This window comes from Streptomyces sp. Xyl84 (assembly GCF_059731885.1).
This window is the reverse complement of record NZ_AP029182.1, coordinates 6,313,214-6,330,253: the sequence shown is the minus strand read 5'-3', so window position 1 is coordinate 6,330,253 and position 17,040 is coordinate 6,313,214. Positions and strand designations below refer to the sequence as shown.

Sequence of the window (17,040 nt, the reverse complement as noted above, 5' to 3'; positions counted from 1 at the left end):
CCGGTGGCGGACGCCGGCTCCGGTGGCGGCGCCGGGAGACGTGACCGGGAGGTCAGGCGCCTCTGCGGAAGAGCCGCCCGAGCAGACCCCTCGACGGGTCTTCCCGGGTGGGCTCCCGCTGCCCGTCCGGTGCGGGCCGGGCGTCCTGTGCCGCTCCCCCGTCGGGATGCCGGGGCGCCGGGCGCGGCGCGGGACGGTGTTCGCGCGCCTCCGTCACCGCCCCCGCCAGGTCCGCCCGGAGCCAGGCGATCTCATCGGCGTCCTCCGCCGTGGTGATCCGCTCGGTGAGGTGGGCGGTGGGCGAACCGGGTGCCCCGTGCGCGGGTGGGTGGACTCGGAAGCGGTTCAGGTGGGCGCGTTCGTAGGGGTCGCCGACGGTCTCGGAGACCTGGAGCGGGTCGAGCAGTGAGGCGAGCGCGGCGGCCCGCTCCCAGGGATCCCCGGCCTGCCGCAGCAGGAAGCCGAGGTAGCGGCCGCGCCAGTTGCGCGGGCGCAGGTCCAGGCCCGCGTGCAGCTGGTCCCGCAGTGACTCCGGCAGCGGCCGGTTCAGCAGCGGTGCGTTGTTCGGGCCGGCCGCGAATCCCTCCAGTTCGTCAGCCAGGTACAGCCACACCACGGCCCGGTACCTGTTGACATAAAAGTCGACGGGCACCACCAGGCCGAGGCGGGCCAGGCGGGTGAACCGGTCCCTGGTGACTCCCATGGCCTCCGCGGCCTGCCGGGTGCCGACGGCTTCCGCCCGTTTGCACAGGGCCTCGGGGAAGTCCTGCTGAGCGCGGAGCCGCTCGATCTCCTCGCGTGCCACCCTGCGGCCGCCTCCGCCTCCGCCTTCGTCGGGGAGGGTGCGGATGTGGCCGAGGCGCACGGCGAGGTCGAACTGGCGGCGTTTGAGGCCGAGTTCGCGGGCGGCCCGGCTCTGGCCGAAAGTCGTCGTGTCGCGCTTCCCCGCGGCGGGGTGGGGCGTGGGTGTGGACTCGTGCGTGATGGTGTCGCCGGACATGTTCGTCCCCCGTGGAGTGAGTGGCTCGCGTCTGCCGCGCTCGCCTGTGAAAAACGGTAGCCGCGGCGGCGAATCTCCGCTCGGGCCTGTGGATAACTCCGGGGAAGAAGCGAACGCGCTGGTCACAGGTCGGTCGCAGGACCGCTTTCAGGTCGCCGGGTCGCCACGCCGAGGTGCTCACCGACCCGGTTCACCAGCAGGGTCATCTCGTAGGCGATCAGCCCGATGTCGGCCTCGGCGCCGCTGAGGACGCACAGGCAGCTGCCCGCGCCGGCCGCAGTGATGAACAGCACCGCGTCGTCGAACTCGACCATCGTCTGCCGCACCGAACCCGCGCCGAAGTGTCGTCCCGAGCCCTTGGCCAGGCTGTGCAGCCCGGACGAGACGGCGGCGAGGTGCTCGGCGTCCTCCCGCCGCAGGCCCGTGCTGGCTCCCGTGACCAGGCCGTCCGTGGACAGGAGTAAGGCGTGCCGGACGTGTTCCACCCGTTCGGTCAGGTCGTCCAGCAGCCAACCGAGTGTGTGCTTCTGCTCCATGATGCTGTCGCCCCCCTGTGTGGTCTCCTCCTGACCGGAGGATCTCCCGCCAGCCTTCACCACTGTCACTGCCCCGGCAAGGAGGATGGGGGCATGGCAGACAAGATGACCGACGAGGAATGGCGGGCGTTCGTTTCGTACGGCACCCGCACCGCCAAGCTGACGACCGTCCGGGCCGACGGAAGCCCTCATGTGGCGCCGGTCTGGTTCCTGCTCGACGGGGACGACGTGGTCTTCAACACCGGGAAGGACACGGTGAAGGGCGGCAACCTGGCACGTGACGGCCGGTTCGCGTTGTGCGTGGACGACGACCGGCCGCCGTTCGCCTTCGTGGTGGTGCAGGGGCGCGCGCATCTGTCCGAGGACCTGGACCAGGTCCGGCACTGGGCCACGCGGATCGGCGCCCGGTACATGGGTGAGGAGCGCGCGGAGGAGTTCGGTGCGCGCAACGGCGTCCCGGGGGAACTGCTGGTCCGGGCCAGGATCGACAAGGTCGTGGCGCTGCGGGACGTCGCGGACTGATCCGGTCCGCTTCCCGGCCGCGGGCAGGCCGTGCGTCCGCGCCCCCTTCAGCCCGGCGGGTCGCGGCCGGGCGGGCGGTGCGTATCCGTCCGGCGTGCCCGACACGCCGGTCGGATCGCCCCGCGTCCGACCGTGCGCGCCGTGACATCGCCCGACGCGGTGCGCAATCATGCACGGCATGAGTGACGACCACACGCGCGTGCAGGAGTTCTTCACCGCCCGCGCCGCGGACTGGGACAGCAGGTTCCCTGATGACGGGCCCGCCTATGCCGCCGCGGTCGACGAGCTGGGCCTCCGCGGGGGCGACCGCGTGCTCGACGCCGGATGCGGGACCGGGCGCGCCCTGCCGCCGCTGCGCGCCGCCGTGGGGGCCTCCGGCGTGGTCGTGGGGGTCGATCTGACCCTCGCGATGCTGGAGGCGGCCCTACGGGCCGGCCGCGACCGGGACGGGCGACTGGTGCTCGCCGATGTCTCCGCGCTGCCGTTCGGCTCGGAGTCGTTCGACGCCGTGTTCGCGGCGGGCCTCGTCGCGCACCTTCCGCACCCGGCCGAGAACCTGCGGGAGTTGCGGCGCGTGGTGCGGCCGGGGGGCAGCCTGGCGCTGTTCCACCCGATCGGCCGGGCGGCGCTCGCGGCACGCCAGGGACGCCGCGTCACGCCGGAGGACCTGCGCGCGGAGCCCAACCTCCGGCCGCTGCTGGCGGGGGCCGGGTGGCGCATGACGTCGTACGCCGACGAGGACACCCGTTTCCTCGCGCTGGCCGTCCGCGAGGACTGACGCCGGCCGTATCCCCGCGCACCCGCACCACCGGCTTACGGCGTACGCCGTACGGTCGAACGCCGCGCTCTCGGCGCGGACCGTCGAAGCGCGGTCACCGCCCGCCCCTGCCGGCGACAGCGGCCGCGAACGCTTCCGGGAACCGGCCCGGCCGCGCGCCACGGCCGGCTCACTGGCCGGTGCGGCCGCCCGCCGAGTCGCCGATGGGCCGCACCGGGCAGCCCCGGAGGCCGGGCACCGGACGGGTCCCCAGGTCGGCCACCCGGTAGCCGTCCGGATAGCTCTTGATCTCCCAGTTCTGCCGCGCGAAGTGCGGCGCGCGGCGCGGTGGCAGCAGCCTGACGGCGCGGCCCCGCGCGCGGACCGCGCGGCGCACGAGCGTGCGGGTCAGCTCGGACGGCGGGTCGTACCGGAACGCCCTGAGCAGCGGTTCGTCGAGCAGGGCGAGGGTGGCGCCGCGCAGGATGGGCGCGAGGGGGCGCGGATACCAGGACGTCATCAGGTCGAGCGTGGCGTCGGAGACCGTGCGGGCCTGCTCGTCCCAGCCGAAGTGGGCCTTCTCGTAGGCGTCGAGGTGCGCCTCGAACTCCTCGTACGACTCGGGGATGTCCTTGATGCCCATGTGCCGGCCGAGCGTACGGTAGTGGACGGCGGCGGCCACGGTCTCGTGCCGGGAGAGCCTGCGCCAGCCGTACGCGTCGATCCACCGCTTGGGCATGACGACGAACGTGCACAGCACATAGCGCATGTCGTCGTTGCTGATGTCGTAGCTGCGGTGCATCTGGTTGATGCGCCGGATCGCGGTGCGGCCCGGTTCACCGGTGAAACCGTGCTCGACGACGGTGTCCAGGAGCAGTGCGGTGTCGTCGTACCTTTTCTGGGCGCGGTCCGTGAGTTCCGCGGTCTCGGCCAGCAGCCTGCCGATGCTCGGGACGGCGTACGTCCGGTAGAGGGCCAGTTCCAGGGCGCGGGTGAAGTCCCAGGGGAACTCGTACGCCGCGGTGAGCCGGTGGATCTCGGTCGCCTCGGCCACCGGGTCCATCCGGCGGATCTGCTCCAGCCGCTGGTACCGCTTCTGCACGCCGCACCCCTTCTTCCCGGTCGCTCTCCAACTCTACTGTGCGTAGCGGGATATGAGCCATCGGTGGAGAAGCGGTGCGCGAAGTGCGCAGCCGTCGGCGCGCGGTGCGGTCGTTTGCCCCCTCCGGGGAGGAAAACTGCAGGTCCGACAGGTGACGCGGGTCGTGACAACCGCCTTCCGCGCGCACTAGGGTGCGCGCCGTTGGACGAACCGATGGGGAGGCTGGGATGGCCGGGACGGACGAGGAAGCCGTCACCGCCGCGGATGACGCGCTCTACGTGCTCACGGCGGTGCTGCTGACGCCGGCGCAGTTCCCGAGCGTGCTGGGCGACGACTATCCCGAAGCCTGCGCGGCGCTCGGTCTGGCCCCGGCGGCGGACGGGTACGGGCTGGTGCTCGGTCAGGACGGTGCCGGTGCACGGTGGACGGTCGTCGTCGACGACGTGTCTCTGGTGGCCGTGGCCATCGCCTCCTGGGACTGCGGCATGGAGTACGACCTGTCGCCGGACGAGCGCACGGTCGTCGCCGCGCTGCCGGGCTGGCCGCTGGCCGTCGCGGTCGCGGCGCCGGGTGTGCCCGCACCCCATGATCCCGCCCCGGAGGCGGGGTACGGTCCGCTACTGGTGCCGCCCGACACCAGCACCTGGGGGCCGGCGCAACGGCGCCTGGGCGCCGACGAGATAGCCCTGCGCTGGACGGCGTGGCGGGAACAGCTCGACGACGACGCCTTCGCCGCCCCGCGCGGGCGGAGCGGCGATGTGCCGGACCCGGGCGGCGACGCTGCCGGAACGGACCGGGAGGCAGGGGCCGGTGCGGCCGGGGAAGAGGGGAGAGGCGCCAGGGCGCGGGAAAGCGGCGAGGGGCGCGGGTCCGCGGCGGACGGCGGCACGCCGAGCGAACCCCGGGAGGAGGCTCTCCCGGGGCACCGGGCCGTCCGGCGTGTCCTGGCCCAGGCGCGTGCGTACCTGGACTCACCGCCTCCGGTGGGCCGCGTCCGGTCCTCCTTCGCGCCGGGCGAGGCGCGGACCCTGCGCGCCGACGGACCGGGTTGGTCGATGGTGGCCCGGACCGACGACATCGCGTTCGTCCTCCTCGACGAGGAACCCGGTGAGGTCCATCCGGTCGGCCGGGGGCCCGAGCTGCCCGGCCTGCTGCAGGCCCTCGACAAGCTGGCGGTACGCCCCAGCTGAGAACAGCTGCGCCGTCCCTGGCCGACATGCCTGGCCGACGTACCGGGCGGGGCGGTTCACGCGGTTTCCCGCCCGGGGGAAGCCGGGCGGGCGCGCGGCCGGCCCTGCGCGGCGACGGCCGGGGCCGGGGCCGGGCAGCCGTGCCTCAGCGGCCGAGTTCCTTGCGGGTGACGCGGCGCAGCCTGCGGCGCTGGGAGGGGTCCAGCGCGAGGTAGGCGGCGGCCGGGACGCCGAGGACTATGAGGAGCGCGGCCCACCAGGGCAGCCAGATCCACAGGATCAGTCCGACCGCCACTCCACCGACGGCGATCTTCGCGTTCTTCGACATCTGTCGCCTCCTTCGCGGCCACTGCCGCTCTCTGTCGTGGAAACGGTTGCGCGGCTCGGGCGGTTCCGGGCCGCGCCCCCCAGACGTCCCCTAGACACCCCTGAGAGACCCCGGAGTCCTGTCCCCTACGGGTCTGTCCCTCAGCAGGCCGCCCGGTCCGAACGGCGGCCGCCCCGCTGCTCCGCCGACGACTGCTCCGCCCCGGCTACTCCGCCCTGAGCGGCTCCCCCACCTCGTACAGGTGGCGCAGGGCCTGCCGGTAGGAGTCGACGAGGCCGGTCTCCGCATAGGGGATGCCCAGGTCCCGGCAGTGGGCGCGCACCAGGGGCTGGGCGAGCCGCAGGTGCGGGCGCGGCATGCTGGGAAAGAGATGGTGCTCGATCTGGTAGTTGAGTCCCCCGAGGAACCAGTCCGTCAGGACGCCGCCGCGGATGTTGCGGGAGGTGAGCACCTGACGGCGCAGGTGCCCCCAGCGGTCTCCGTTCGGGTCGGGCATCTCCATGCCCTTGTGGTTGGGTGCGAAGGCGAGTCCCAGGTGCAGTCCGAACAGTGCCTGGTGCACGGCGGCGAACGCCAGCGCCTTGCCCGGTGACAGGACGGCCAGCAGCAACGCCGTGTAGAGCACCACGTGGGCGACGAGGAGGGTGCCCTCCACCGCGCGCTCCCGGGGGGACTGGCGGCGCAGGTCCTGGAAGCCGTGCACCTTGAGCGCGATGCCCTCCAGGAGGGTGAGCGGGAAGAACAGCCAGGCCTGGTTGCGGGTGAGCCAGCGGCGGAAGCCCTGCCGGACACCGGCCTGCCCGCCCGTGAAGACCAGTACGTCGGCGGCGACGTCCGGATCCTTTTCTATGTGGTTGGGGTTGGCGTGGTGCCGGTTGTGTTTGGCGTTCCACCAGGAGAAGCTCAGGCCGAGCAGCAGATTGCCGTGCACCAGCCCGATCACCCGGCTCACCGCCTTGTGGCCGGTGATCTGCGCATGGCCGGCGTCGTGGCCGATGAAGGCGGTGCGGGCGAAGAGCACGGCGAAGGGCACCGCCAGGAGCAGCGCCCACCAGGAGTCGCCGATCAGGAAGAGCCCCGCGACGACCGCGGCGAGGGCGAGCGCGTTGCCGGCGATGACGCGCGCGTACCAGCCGTGCCGCCGGCCCAGCAGTTCCTGGCTCCTGACGGTGCGGAGCAGGGGCGCGAATTCACTGCCGCCGGCGGACGGTCCGCCGGCCCTCTCGGCGGTACCGTCCGCGACGGTTGCGGCGGGCTGTGGCATGGCGGGGTCTCCGGTCTCTCGGTAACGGCCTGACCTGAGCAAACGTAGGGATCGAGGCCCTGCGCCGACCATGGCGTCAGCACCCCGGCACGCCGGGGGGTCACCTACAGGCCGGGCGGGGGGTGGCCCCAGGGGGTGACCGGGGGCTGGCAGCACCTCTGCCTCCGGTGGCGCACGTCACTGCCGCACCGCCCTCCAGGGGGCGCCATGGTGCTGTACCCTCGGCGGCTCACCCAGTAGTCAAATTTGAGGAATCAGCGTCGCCGTGCAGAGGATCTCCCCGGCAACACCGCCCGACCTCTCCGAACTCGCCCGCTGCTGCGCCGTGTTCCTGCCTTCGGACCCCGCCCGCAGCGGCCGGGTCGCCTTCTGGCGGCCCGACGGCTCGGCTCCCACGGCACCGGCCGAGGTGCCCGTGACGGACCTGACGGTCGTCATTCCCCGCGACGACGCGGTCGCGCGGGTGACCGTTCCCGCCGTCACTCTCCCCCTGCGGGTGGCCCTGCCCGTCCTCACGCGCGCGCGTGAGGACGGGCAGGGCCACCGGGCCACCGTCTTCTGGGGCGCGGCAGCGATGCTGGGCCTGCACCTCACGGCTCGCGGCCTGCTGCTGCCGGGCGTCTCGGCGGGCGATCACGACGCCTGGCGCGCGGCCCCGTTGCACGGAGTCGACGCGGAGCAGGCCGGCGCGCTGGCCGCCGCGATGCCGCCGGAGGCGCACGCCGTGCCGCTCGACGGCACCGAGCAGCCGCGGCTGCCCGACCCCGAGCACCTGCTGCGTGCCTTCCTGGACGCCGTCGCCGACACCCTGCCCCGCTCACCGGCCGCGCCCCTCGTCACGGGCGCGGCGGCCTACGCGGTCCGGGAACCACGGCACGTACCGCAGCACCGGGCATGGGCCGCCGAGGTGGCCGCGGGCCACGACGCGGGGGTGCGCGTCTCGTTGCGCGTCGAGGTGACGGGGCTGGACACCGCCGGCCAGGGCGGCCCGGATCCGCGGTTCCGCGCCGTGCTGCAGGTGCACAGTGTGAGCGGCCCCGCGCGGGTCGCCGACGCGGCGCGGATCTGGGACGAGCCGGAGGCCATGGGCGCGACGTTCGGCCCCGGGGCCAGGACGGACGTCCTGCTGGCGCTGCGCCGGGCCGTCCGGGCCTGGCCGCCCCTTGCCCCGCTGCTGTCGGCGGCCGTGCCGGACACCTTCGAACTCGCCGACGAAGACGTCGCCGGCCTGCTCGGAGAGGGCGCGCGGGCGCTCGCCGCGGCCGGGGTGGAGGTGCACTGGCCCGCGGAGACGGCCCGCGGGCTGACATCCGGTGCGACCGTGGGGCCGCCCGACGGCGCGGACGGTTCCCGACGCGCCTCGCCGGGGCCCGGAGCGGCGCTGTCCGCCGACGCCCTGCTCGCCTTCGACTGGTGGTTCGCGCTGGGCGGTCAGCGGCTCACGCGCGGCGAACTCGACCGCCTGGCGGAGGCGAACCGCCCCCTGGTCAGACTGCGCGACCGGTGGGTGCTCGTCGACCCCGGCGAACTGCGGCGCGCCAGAGCCCGGCAGGACCGGAAGATCACCTCCCTGGAGGCCCTGGGCGCCGCGCTGACGGGCTCCGCCGAGGTCGACGGCGACAGCGTCGAGGTCCGCCCCACCGGATGGCTGGCGGCCCTGCGGGACCGCCTCACGGGACCGCAGGCCCAGGAGCCCGTCGCGCAGCCGGCCGCGCTCGCCGCCCGGCTGCGCGACTACCAGCTGCGCGGCCTGGGCTGGCTGGCACGGATGACGGCCGGCGGACTCGGCTGCTGCCTGGCCGACGACATGGGTCTCGGCAAGACGATCACGCTGATCGCGCTGCACCTGCACCGGGAGCAGGACCCGGCGGCCGGCGGCCCGACACTGGTGGTGTGCCCGACGTCCCTGATGGGCAACTGGCAGCGCGAGATCGAGAGGTTCGCACCGGGTACGCCCGTGCGCCGCTTCCACGGGGCCCGGCGCGACCTGGCGGACCTCGCGGACGGCGAGTTCGTCCTGACCACGTACGGCACGATGCGCCTGGACGCACCGCGACTGGCCGAGGTGGCCTGGGGCATGGTGGTGGCCGACGAGGCCCAGCACGTGAAGAACCCGTACTCGGCCACGGCCCGTCAGCTGCGCACCATCCGGGCGGGCGCGCGCGTGGCGCTCACCGGCACCCCCGTGGAGAACAACCTGTCCGAGCTGTGGGCGATCCTCGACTGGGCGACGCCGGGTCTGCTCGGCCGGCTCGGCACCTTCCGCACCCGGTACGCGCAGGCCGTCGAGAGCGGCCGGGACCCGGCCGCCGCCGAACGCCTCGCGCGGCTGGTCGGACCGTTCCTGCTGCGCCGCCGCAAGTCGGACCCCGGGATCGCGCCCGAACTGCCGCCGAAGACCGAGACCGATCACGCCGTCACGCTCACCGGGGAACAGGCCGGGCTGTACGAGGCCCTGGTGCGCGAGACGCTCGCCGAGATCTCCGGCGCGGACGGCATGGCCCGGCGCGGACTGGTCGTGAAGCTGCTGACCGGCCTGAAGCAGATCTGCAACCACCCGGCGCAGTTCCTCAAGGAGGAACGGCCCGTGCTCACCGGGCGGTCGGGGAAACTCGAGCTGCTGGACGAGTTGCTCGACACCGTCCTCTCCGAGGACGCGAGCGTGCTGGTCTTCACGCAGTACGTGCAGATGGGGCGGCTGATCGAACGCCACCTGGCGGCGCGCGGCGTACGGTCGCTGTTCCTGCACGGCGGCACACCGGTCGCCGAGCGGGAGGCGTCGGTCCGCCGTTTCCAGGACGGCGAGGTCCCGGTGTTCCTGCTGTCGCTGAAGGCCGCGGGCACAGGACTGAACCTCACGCGCGCGGAACACGTCGTGCACTACGACCGCTGGTGGAACCCGGCGGTCGAGGCGCAGGCCACCGACCGGGCGTACCGCATCGGTCAGCGCCGGCCCGTGCAGGTGCACCGGCTCGTCGCGGAGGGCACGGTCGAGGACCGCATTGCCGACCTGCTGCGCCGCAAGCGGGGCCTCGCCGAGGCGGTCCTCGGATCCGGTGAGTCCGCGCTCACCGAACTGACCGACGCCGAACTGGCCGCGCTGGTGGAGCTGCGAGGAGGATCCCGATGAGCGACCACGACACCGACCCGGAGCGGACCTTCGCCGCGCTGCCTCCCGCGCAGGGACGGGGATTCGCGCAGACCTGGTGGGGCCACGCCTGGCTGAAGGCGCTGGAGGACACGGCGCTGGACGGGCAGCAGGTGCGGACCGGACGGCGCCTCGCCCGCTCGGGAGCGGTGGGCGCGGTGTCGGTGCGCCCCGGCCGCATCACCGCCGTCGTGCACGACCGGGACCGCACGGCGCACCGTGCGGACGTCCTGCTGGAGCGGTTGTCCGACGCCCAGTGGGCCCGGTTCCTCGACCTGGTCGTGGAACGGTCCGGGCACCTGGCGGCCCTCCTCGACCGCGACCTGCCGCCTCATCTCGTCGAGGACGCCTCGGCCGCCGGCATCGAGCTGCTGCCGGGGATCGGCGACCTGGAACCGCGGTGCGACTGCGAGGCCTGGGACCACTGCGGGCACACGAGCGCGCTGTGCCACCTCGTGGCCCGCCTCCTGGACCAGGACCCCTTCGTGCTGCTGCTCATGCGCGGCTGCGACGAGCGGACCCTGTTCGGCGAGCTGCACGCGCGGGACACCGCGGGGGGCGAGGCACCGAGCGCGCCGGACGGCGTGGACGCAGCGGCGGCCTACGCGCCGGGACGCACCCTGCCGGCACTGCCGCCTCCGCCCGGGCCCCTCGCCGGACCGGGCCTGCCGCCGTCGCTCGGCACCGACGCGGCCCCGCCGCCCGGGATCGACCCGGCCGCCCTGGAGTTCCTGGCCGCGCACACCGCGGCCACGGCTCACAGGTGGCTCCTCGGGGCACGGGAGGGCGCGCCCTTCAGCCATCCGGCGGACCACGGCCTCACGGCCGCGCAGGACGCCGTGCGCCTTGCCGCGGGCCTGCGGGAGGGCGTCGACGGCACCGGCCGCCCGGGGAGCGCGGACGACGTCCTGCTGGACCGGCTGGCCAAGGGCTCGGGACGGAGCAGGGCACAGCTCGCGCGGGCCGTACGGGCCTGGCGCACGGGCGGCGCCGCCGGACTGTCCGTGCTGGAGGAGGAGTGGACCCCCGACGGCGAGGCACAGGCACGCGCGCGTGCCGCGCTGGCGTCGGCCTGGGAGGAGGACCGGCCCTCGCTGCGGGCCACGGGCAACCGGTGGACCGTCGTCGGCACGGCCCACCAGCTCCGGCTCGGACAGGACGGCCGTTGGTGGCCCTTCCGCAAGGACAACGGCCACTGGGAGCCGGCCGGCGCCGCCGCCCAGGACCCGGCCACCGCACTCGCCACCGCACAGGGCGCCCCCGCGGGGGACGCGACGGCGCAAGACGCGACGGCGCAGGACGCGACGGCGCAGGACACCACCGCCCCGGGCGCTGCCCTGGAAGGCTCCTGACCACCCACCCTGCCCCCTGGCCGCGTGAAGGGCCGGCACCGCATGTGCGTCGCCCGGGTCGGCGCGTGCCCGCCTGAGACAGCCCGGTCCGGTGCAGTAAGGGTTGTGTGCGGGGGCTGATGCGAGAGGCCGTGCCGCCCGGGGCAGGGAATGCCCCTGCCCCGGGGGCGGCGCGCCCGGCCGTCCCCAGGCCGACGGCCCGCGGACGCCCGTCGTTCACCTGCCCGTCCGCGGCCGTTGCCCGTGTGGCCCAACGCTGGCCGCTGTCAGCGCACTTGTGTTCTCAGGAGGCCCGATGTCCTCGCACGCCCCCGGCCGGCGGCGCATCCACCGTTCTCTCGCGGCGGGGCTCCCGCTCGCCCTGCTCGCCGCGCTCACCGCCGCCGGCACGGCAGCGGCCGCCCCCGCCGGCGCTGCCCGTGCCGCGCGGGCGGACCGCACCGGCGACGCCCGCGTGATCCGCACGGCGACGCTCCCGGACATCCCGCTCGGCGCGTTCAGCAACCGGCTGCTGCCCGGCACGGTGGACGACGACCGGGGTGTGGATCTGGGCGGCATCGGCAGCGACATCTACCCGGCGGGCCGCCAGGGCGAGTTCTGGACGGTCACCGACCGCGGGCCCAACGGCCAGATCAAGGTGGCCGGAAAGAAGCGCCGTACGTTCCCCGTGCCGGGCTTCGACCCGGCGATCGTGAAGATCCGCGTGTCGGGCGACAAGGTACGGGTACTGGATGCGATTCCCCTGACGACAGCCTCCGGCAGAGCGGTCACCGGCCTGCCCGACCAGGCGGGCCGTGACGAGGCACCGTACTCCTACGACGCCCGGACGGCGCTGGCGTACGACCCGGACGGTCTGGACACCGAGGGCATCGTCCGGGCGGCGGACGGCTCGTTCTGGCTCGTCGACGAGTACGGGCCCTCCCTCGTCCACGTCTCCGCGCGCGGGAGGGTGCTCACGCGGTACGTGCCCGAGGGGCTGGGGCTGACCGGCGCGGACTACCCGGTGGTGGAGGCGCTGCCGTCCGTCCTCCTCCACCGGAAGACGAACCGCGGCTTCGAGGGTCTGGCGCAACTGCCGGGCGGCGACCTGGTGATGGCCCTGCAGAGCCCGCTGTCACTGCCCGACGCGGACGCGGGCGACGCCTCGCGCACGACCCGGCTGCTGCGCTTCTCGCCCCGCGAGCGGGCGGTCACCGCCGAGTACGCGTACCGCTTCGACCCGGTCGGCGTGGTCGATCCCGGCGAGGACGACACCTCCGAGCTGAAGATCTCCTCCGTGGTCGCGGTGGGCCGTGACCGGCTGCTGGTGGAGGAGCGCACCGACAGGGCGGCGCGGCTGCACCTGGTGCGGCTGGAGCGCCGGGCGGACATCCTCGGCGGCCGCTGGGACGACGACACCGCCTCGCCGTCGCTGGAGCAGCTCGACGACCCGGCGGCGGCCGGTGTGCCGGTGCTGCGCAAGCGGCTGGCCGTCGACCTGGGCGAGGTCCCCGGGGTGCCGGGGAAGATCGAGGGTGTCGCGCGCGTGGACGACCAGACGCTCGCCCTCGTCAACGACAACGACTTCGGGATGACGGACGGCGCGGAGGCGTTCGACGCGCGGGGGCGTCTGGTGGACAGCGGTGTCGAGACGACGGTGACCTACGTGCGGCTGCCGCACCGCATCTGAGGCCGCGTCGCCGGGTGGGGTGCACGCGCGCGTGCGCCCCACCCGGCGGCCCCGGTTCAGCCCCGGGCGCCCAGCAGGTGGTCCATGGCGAGCTGGTCGAGGTGTTCGAAGGCCATGCCGCGCGCGGCGGCGGCGTCGGTGTCGAAGTCCTCGTAGGCGGACCGGTCGGCCAGCAGCGCCTGCACGCCGTCGGCGGCGGTGGGCTGGGCGAGCTGGTCGAGGCGGGACGCGCGCAGCGCTTCCTGGACCTCCGGGTCGGCGCGGAAGGCGGCGGCGCGCTCCTTGAGGACGAGGTAGTTGCGCATGCAGCCGGCCGCGGAGGCCCACACACCGTCGAAGTCCTCGGTGCGCGGGGGCTTGAAGTCGAAGTGCCGCGGGCCGTCGTAGCCGGCGCTCTCCAGCAGGTCGACGAGCCAGAACGCGGCGCGCAGGTCACCGGCGCCGAAGCGCAGGTCCTGGTCGTACTTGATGCCGGACTGGCCGTTGAGGTCGATGTGGAAGAGCTTGCCCGCCCACAGGGCCTGGGCGATGCCGTGCGGGAAGTTCAGACCGGCCATCTGCTCGTGGCCGACCTCCGGGTTGACGCCGTACATCTCGGGGCGTTCCAGGCGCTCGATGAAGGCCAGGGCGTGGCCGACGGTGGGCAGCAGGATGTCGCCGCGCGGCTCGTTCGGCTTGGGCTCGATCGCGAAGCGCAGGTCGTAGCCCTGGGAGGTGACGTACTCGCCGAGCAGGTCGAAGGCCTCCTTCATCCGGTCCAGTGCCGCACGCACGTCCTTGGCCGCCCCGGACTCGGCGCCCTCCCGGCCGCCCCAGGCCACGTAGGTCTTCGCGCCCAGCTCCACCGCCAGGTCGATGTTGCGGATCGTCTTGCGCAGCGCGTAGCGGCGCACGTCACGGTCGTTGGCGGTGAACGCGCCGTCCTTGAAGACCGGGTGCGTGAAGAGGTTGGTGGTGGCCATCGGGACCGTCATGCCGGTCGCTTCCAGGGCCTGCCGGAAACGCTTGACGTGGGCCTCGCGCTCGCTGTCCGAGGACCCGAAGGGGATCAGGTCGTCGTCGTGGAAGGTCACGCCGTACGCGCCCAGCTCGGACAGGCGCTGGACCGACTCGACCGGATCGAGGGCGGGGCGGGTGGCGTCGCCGAAGGGGTCCCGTCCCTGCCAGCCGACGGTCCACAAACCGAACGTGAACCGGTCCTCGGGGGTGGGCTGGTAGTTCATGCCGCGGCTCCTTGCTCGCTTGCGACTATTTCGTCATGGCGATTTACAAATTAGTATGCCGACGCGTCCCTGGGAAGGGACATCGGGGCGCCGACCGGTCCGCAGCGTCCGGATCCGACCCCGACGCAGCAGGAAAACCGCAGGTCAGACCTCCATGAGCCGCGAAAAAAGAGGAGAGCCGATGTCAGCAGCCGAGGGTCCGCTCGTCGTCGGTGTGGACTCGTCCACCCAGTCCACCAAGGCGCTCGTCGTCGATGCGGCCACCGGCCGGGTCGTGGCGAGCGGCCAGGCACCGCACACGGTGTCCACCGGAGCCGGCCGGGAGAGCGACCCGCGCCAGTGGTGGGAGGCGCTGGTCGCGGCGCTGCACCAGTGCGGGGACGCGGCGCACGAGGCATCCGCCGTGTCGATCGGCGGCCAGCAGCACGGGCTCGTCACCCTGGACGCGCACGGGGACCCCGTACGTCCCGCCCTGCTGTGGAACGACGTGCGCTCGGCCCCGCAGGCGCGCCGGCTGGTGGCCGAGCTGGGCGGCCCGAAGGCCTGGTCGGACCGTACGGGCAGCGTGCCGGGCGCGTCCTTCACGGTCACCAAATGGGCCTGGCTCGCCGAGCACGAGCCGCAGGCGGCGCGGTCGGTGGCGGCCGTGCGCCTGCCGCACGACTACCTGACCGAGCGGCTGACCGGCCAGGGCACCACCGACCGCGGTGACGCCTCGGGGACGGGCTGGTGGGCGTCCGCCGACGAGGCGTACGACGAGGAGATCCTCACCCGGGTCGGCCTCGACCCCGCTCTGCTGCCCCGCGTGGTGCGCCCGGGTGAAGTGGCCGGGACGGTGCGCGACATCCACGACCTGCCGTTCTCCAAGGGCACCCTGGTGGCGCCCGGTACCGGGGACAACGCCGCCGCGGCGCTCGGCCTCGGGCTGCGCCCGGGCACCCCGGTCCTCAGCCTCGGCACGTCGGGGACGGTCTACGCGGTCTCCGAGCACCGCCCCGCCGACCCTTCCGGCACGGTGGCGGGCTTCGCCGACGCGCGCGGCGACTGGCTCCCGCTGGCCTGCACCCTCAACTGCACGCTCGCCGTCGACCGGATCGCCACGCTGCTGGGGCTCGACCGCGAGGCCGTCGAGCCCGGCGCCGGCGGCGTCACCCTGCTTCCCTACCTCGACGGCGAACGCACCCCCGACCTGCCGAACGCCTCCGGCCTGCTGCACGGCCTGCGCCACGACACGACCGCCGGTCAGCTGCTGCAGGCCGCCTACGACGGGGCCGTCCACTCGCTGCTCGGCGCACTGGACCTGGTGCTGGACCGGGACGCCGACCGCACCACCCCCCTGGTCCTGATCGGCGGGGGCGCCCGGGGCACGGCGTGGCAGCAGACCGTACGCCGGCTCTCGGGGCGCCCGGTGCGCATCCCCGAGGCCAGGGAACTGGTCGCCCTGGGGGCCGCGGCCCAGGCAGCCGGGCTGCTGACCGGTGAGGACCCGGCCGCGGTGGCCCGCCGCTGGAGGACGGCCGACGGGCCGGTGCTCGACCCGGTGGAGCGGGACGAGGCGACGCTGGAGAGGATCTCCGGGGTACTCTCCGACGCGGCGCCGCTGCTGGAGCGGGGGACGCGGGAGCACTGACAGGACCGGCGGGGCCACGGCCGGGCACGACCGTGCGGCCCCGCCGCCGTACACCGACCGAGGACGACGCAGGCATGACCGCACCGCTGAACGAGCCCCGCCCCACCGGTCCGGGACGTGCGCTGTCCGACACCCAGCAGGGCATGCGCCGCCGCAACCTCGCCCGGGTCCTGCACACCGTCAGCGCCGAGGGACCGCTGTCGCGGGCCGCGGTCGCCTCGCGCATCGGGCTCACCCGGGCGGCGGTGTCGACGCTGGTCGACGAACTCATCCGCTCGGGTCTCCTGGAGGAGCTGGGGCCCGAGCGGCCCGGCCGGGTGGGCCGCCCCGGCTCGGCGCTCGCCGTCAGCGGACGCGGACCGGCGGGGATCGGGGCGGAGGTCGGCGTGGACCACCTCGCGGCGTGCGTGGTCGACCTGCGCGGGAAGGTCCGGGCACGGGCCGTACGCCACGGCACGAACCGGGGACGCGCCCCGGAGCCGGTGGCCGAGGACCTCACCGCGCTCATATCCCAGGTGGTCGCCGAGGCGGAGGGGCAGGGTCTGTGGCCGGCGGGACTCGCCGTCGCCGTGCCGGGCCTGGTCGCGCGGGACGGCCGCACCGTCGTCCGGGCCCCCAACCTGGACTGGCGCGACACCGATCTCGGCACCCTGCTGCCCGGCGCGTACCCCCTGACGGTGGACAACGAGGCGAACTTCGGCGCCCTGGCCGAACTCTGGCTCGGCGAGGACACGCCGCCGGACTTCCTGCACGTGTCCGCGGAGATCGGCATCGGCGCGGCGCTGGTGGTCGACGGCCGGCTGCTGCGCGGCACCCGCGGCTTCGCCGGCGAGCTGGGGCACGTCCCGGTCGAGCCGGAGGGGCCCGCGTGCCCGTGCGGCGGCCGGGGCTGCCTGGAGCAGTACGCGGGCGAGGAGGCCGTGCTGCGGGCCGCCGGGATGGCGGCGGGCGAGGGCCGGGTCGGGCTGCTCGCCACCCGCGCCGCCGCAGGGGACGAGGACGTACGGCGGGCCCTGCACGACGCCGGCAGGGCGCTCGGTGTGGCCCTGACCGGCGCGGTCAACCTGCTCGACCCCCGGTCCGTCGTGCTCGGCGGGGCGCTGGCCGGGCTCGCTCCCTGGCTGCTGCCCGCGCTGGAGGCCGAACTGGACCGGCGCACCGCGGGACCGGCCTGCCCGGTGACCGTCTCACGGTTCGGCCCCGAGGGCCCGCTGCTCGGCGCCGCGCACGCGGTGGTCCGAGCCGTTCTCGACGACCCGGCGGCCGTGGCCGAACGCGCCTGAAACCCGGCGCAGTTCACTCGTCCGAGTGGCGGCGTT

General features: G+C 74.5%; 14 protein-coding genes. 8 read left to right on the top strand and 6 right to left on the bottom strand.

Annotated elements, in window-relative coordinates; translation table 11 throughout:
* Positions 1–52: 52 nt before the first annotated feature.
* Together AC6I72_RS27575 and AC6I72_RS27570 are read right to left on the bottom strand one after the other, a co-directional pair.
* The gene (locus AC6I72_RS27575) at positions 53–1,000 is read right to left on the bottom strand and encodes a DUF6397 family protein (RefSeq protein WP_498003831.1); all 948 of its coding nucleotides are present in this window, start codon (positions 998–1,000) and stop codon (positions 53–55) included.
* A gap of 122 nt (positions 1,001–1,122) precedes the next feature.
* Positions 1,123–1,536, bottom strand: coding sequence for a roadblock/LC7 domain-containing protein (locus AC6I72_RS27570; RefSeq protein WP_498003830.1), 414 nt, complete (start codon positions 1,534–1,536; stop codon positions 1,123–1,125).
* A gap of 93 nt (positions 1,537–1,629) precedes the next feature.
* On the opposite strand from AC6I72_RS27570, the gene AC6I72_RS27565 reads away from it, so the two are divergent.
* Together AC6I72_RS27565 and AC6I72_RS27560 are read left to right on the top strand one after the other, a co-directional pair.
* Positions 1,630–2,058: a PPOX class F420-dependent oxidoreductase gene (locus tag AC6I72_RS27565; protein ID WP_498003829.1), complete on the top strand. Its 429-nt coding sequence runs from the start codon at positions 1,630–1,632 to the stop codon at positions 2,056–2,058.
* 178 nt (positions 2,059–2,236) lie between these two features.
* Entirely contained in the window at positions 2,237–2,836 is a 600-nt protein-coding gene (locus AC6I72_RS27560; protein WP_498003828.1) for a class I SAM-dependent methyltransferase, read from the top strand.
* A gap of 169 nt (positions 2,837–3,005) precedes the next feature.
* On the opposite strand, the gene AC6I72_RS27555 is transcribed toward AC6I72_RS27560, so the two are convergent.
* Complete coding sequence (locus AC6I72_RS27555; protein WP_498004832.1) at positions 3,006–3,878, bottom strand: oxygenase MpaB family protein; 873 nt, start codon at positions 3,876–3,878, stop codon at positions 3,006–3,008.
* Positions 3,879–4,144: 266 nt separating this feature from the next.
* Between AC6I72_RS27555 and AC6I72_RS27550 the strand changes: the two genes are divergently transcribed.
* Positions 4,145–5,107 carry a hypothetical protein gene (locus AC6I72_RS27550; RefSeq protein WP_498003827.1) on the top strand — a complete coding sequence of 321 codons (963 nt, stop codon included), beginning with the start codon at positions 4,145–4,147 and terminating at the stop codon, positions 5,105–5,107.
* Between the two features lie 145 nt (positions 5,108–5,252).
* Here the strand turns inward: AC6I72_RS27550 and AC6I72_RS27545 are convergent, their stop codons facing one another.
* Both AC6I72_RS27545 and AC6I72_RS27540 read right to left on the bottom strand, forming a co-directional pair.
* Positions 5,253–5,435, bottom strand: a complete 183-nt coding sequence (locus AC6I72_RS27545) for a tail-anchor membrane protein (protein WP_037854733.1) — start codon at positions 5,433–5,435, stop codon at positions 5,253–5,255.
* A 205-nt stretch (positions 5,436–5,640) separates the two neighbouring features.
* A complete protein-coding gene (locus AC6I72_RS27540; protein WP_498003826.1) occupies positions 5,641–6,699 on the bottom strand; it encodes a fatty acid desaturase family protein in 1,059 nt (352 codons plus the stop codon).
* A gap of 265 nt (positions 6,700–6,964) precedes the next feature.
* Here AC6I72_RS27540 and AC6I72_RS27535 point away from each other — a divergent pair, with 265 nt between their 5' ends.
* From AC6I72_RS27535 to AC6I72_RS27525, 3 genes are all read left to right on the top strand, one after another.
* A complete protein-coding gene (locus tag AC6I72_RS27535) occupies positions 6,965–9,829 on the top strand; it encodes an SCO1167/SCO6262 family helicase (protein WP_498003825.1) in 2,865 nt (954 codons plus the stop codon).
* Positions 9,826–11,199, top strand: coding sequence for an SWIM zinc finger family protein (locus AC6I72_RS27530; RefSeq protein WP_498003824.1), 1,374 nt, complete (start codon positions 9,826–9,828; stop codon positions 11,197–11,199). The genes AC6I72_RS27535 and AC6I72_RS27530 overlap by 4 nt, the downstream gene beginning before the upstream one ends.
* A 295-nt stretch (positions 11,200–11,494) precedes the next feature.
* Positions 11,495–12,868, top strand: coding sequence for an esterase-like activity of phytase family protein (locus AC6I72_RS27525; protein ID WP_498003823.1), 1,374 nt, complete (start codon positions 11,495–11,497; stop codon positions 12,866–12,868).
* A 56-nt stretch (positions 12,869–12,924) separates the two neighbouring features.
* Here the strand turns inward: AC6I72_RS27525 and xylA are convergent, their stop codons facing one another.
* A complete protein-coding gene (xylA, locus tag AC6I72_RS27520) occupies positions 12,925–14,091 on the bottom strand; it encodes a xylose isomerase (protein WP_498003822.1) in 1,167 nt (388 codons plus the stop codon).
* A gap of 181 nt (positions 14,092–14,272) precedes the next feature.
* Here xylA and xylB point away from each other — a divergent pair, with 181 nt between their 5' ends.
* Complete coding sequence (gene xylB, locus AC6I72_RS27515; protein WP_037854742.1) at positions 14,273–15,721, top strand: xylulokinase; 1,449 nt, start codon at positions 14,273–14,275, stop codon at positions 15,719–15,721.
* A gap of 74 nt (positions 15,722–15,795) precedes the next feature.
* Positions 15,796–17,004, top strand: coding sequence for an ROK family protein (locus AC6I72_RS27510; RefSeq protein WP_498003821.1), 1,209 nt, complete (start codon positions 15,796–15,798; stop codon positions 17,002–17,004).
* Positions 17,005–17,040: the final 36 nt, after the last annotated feature.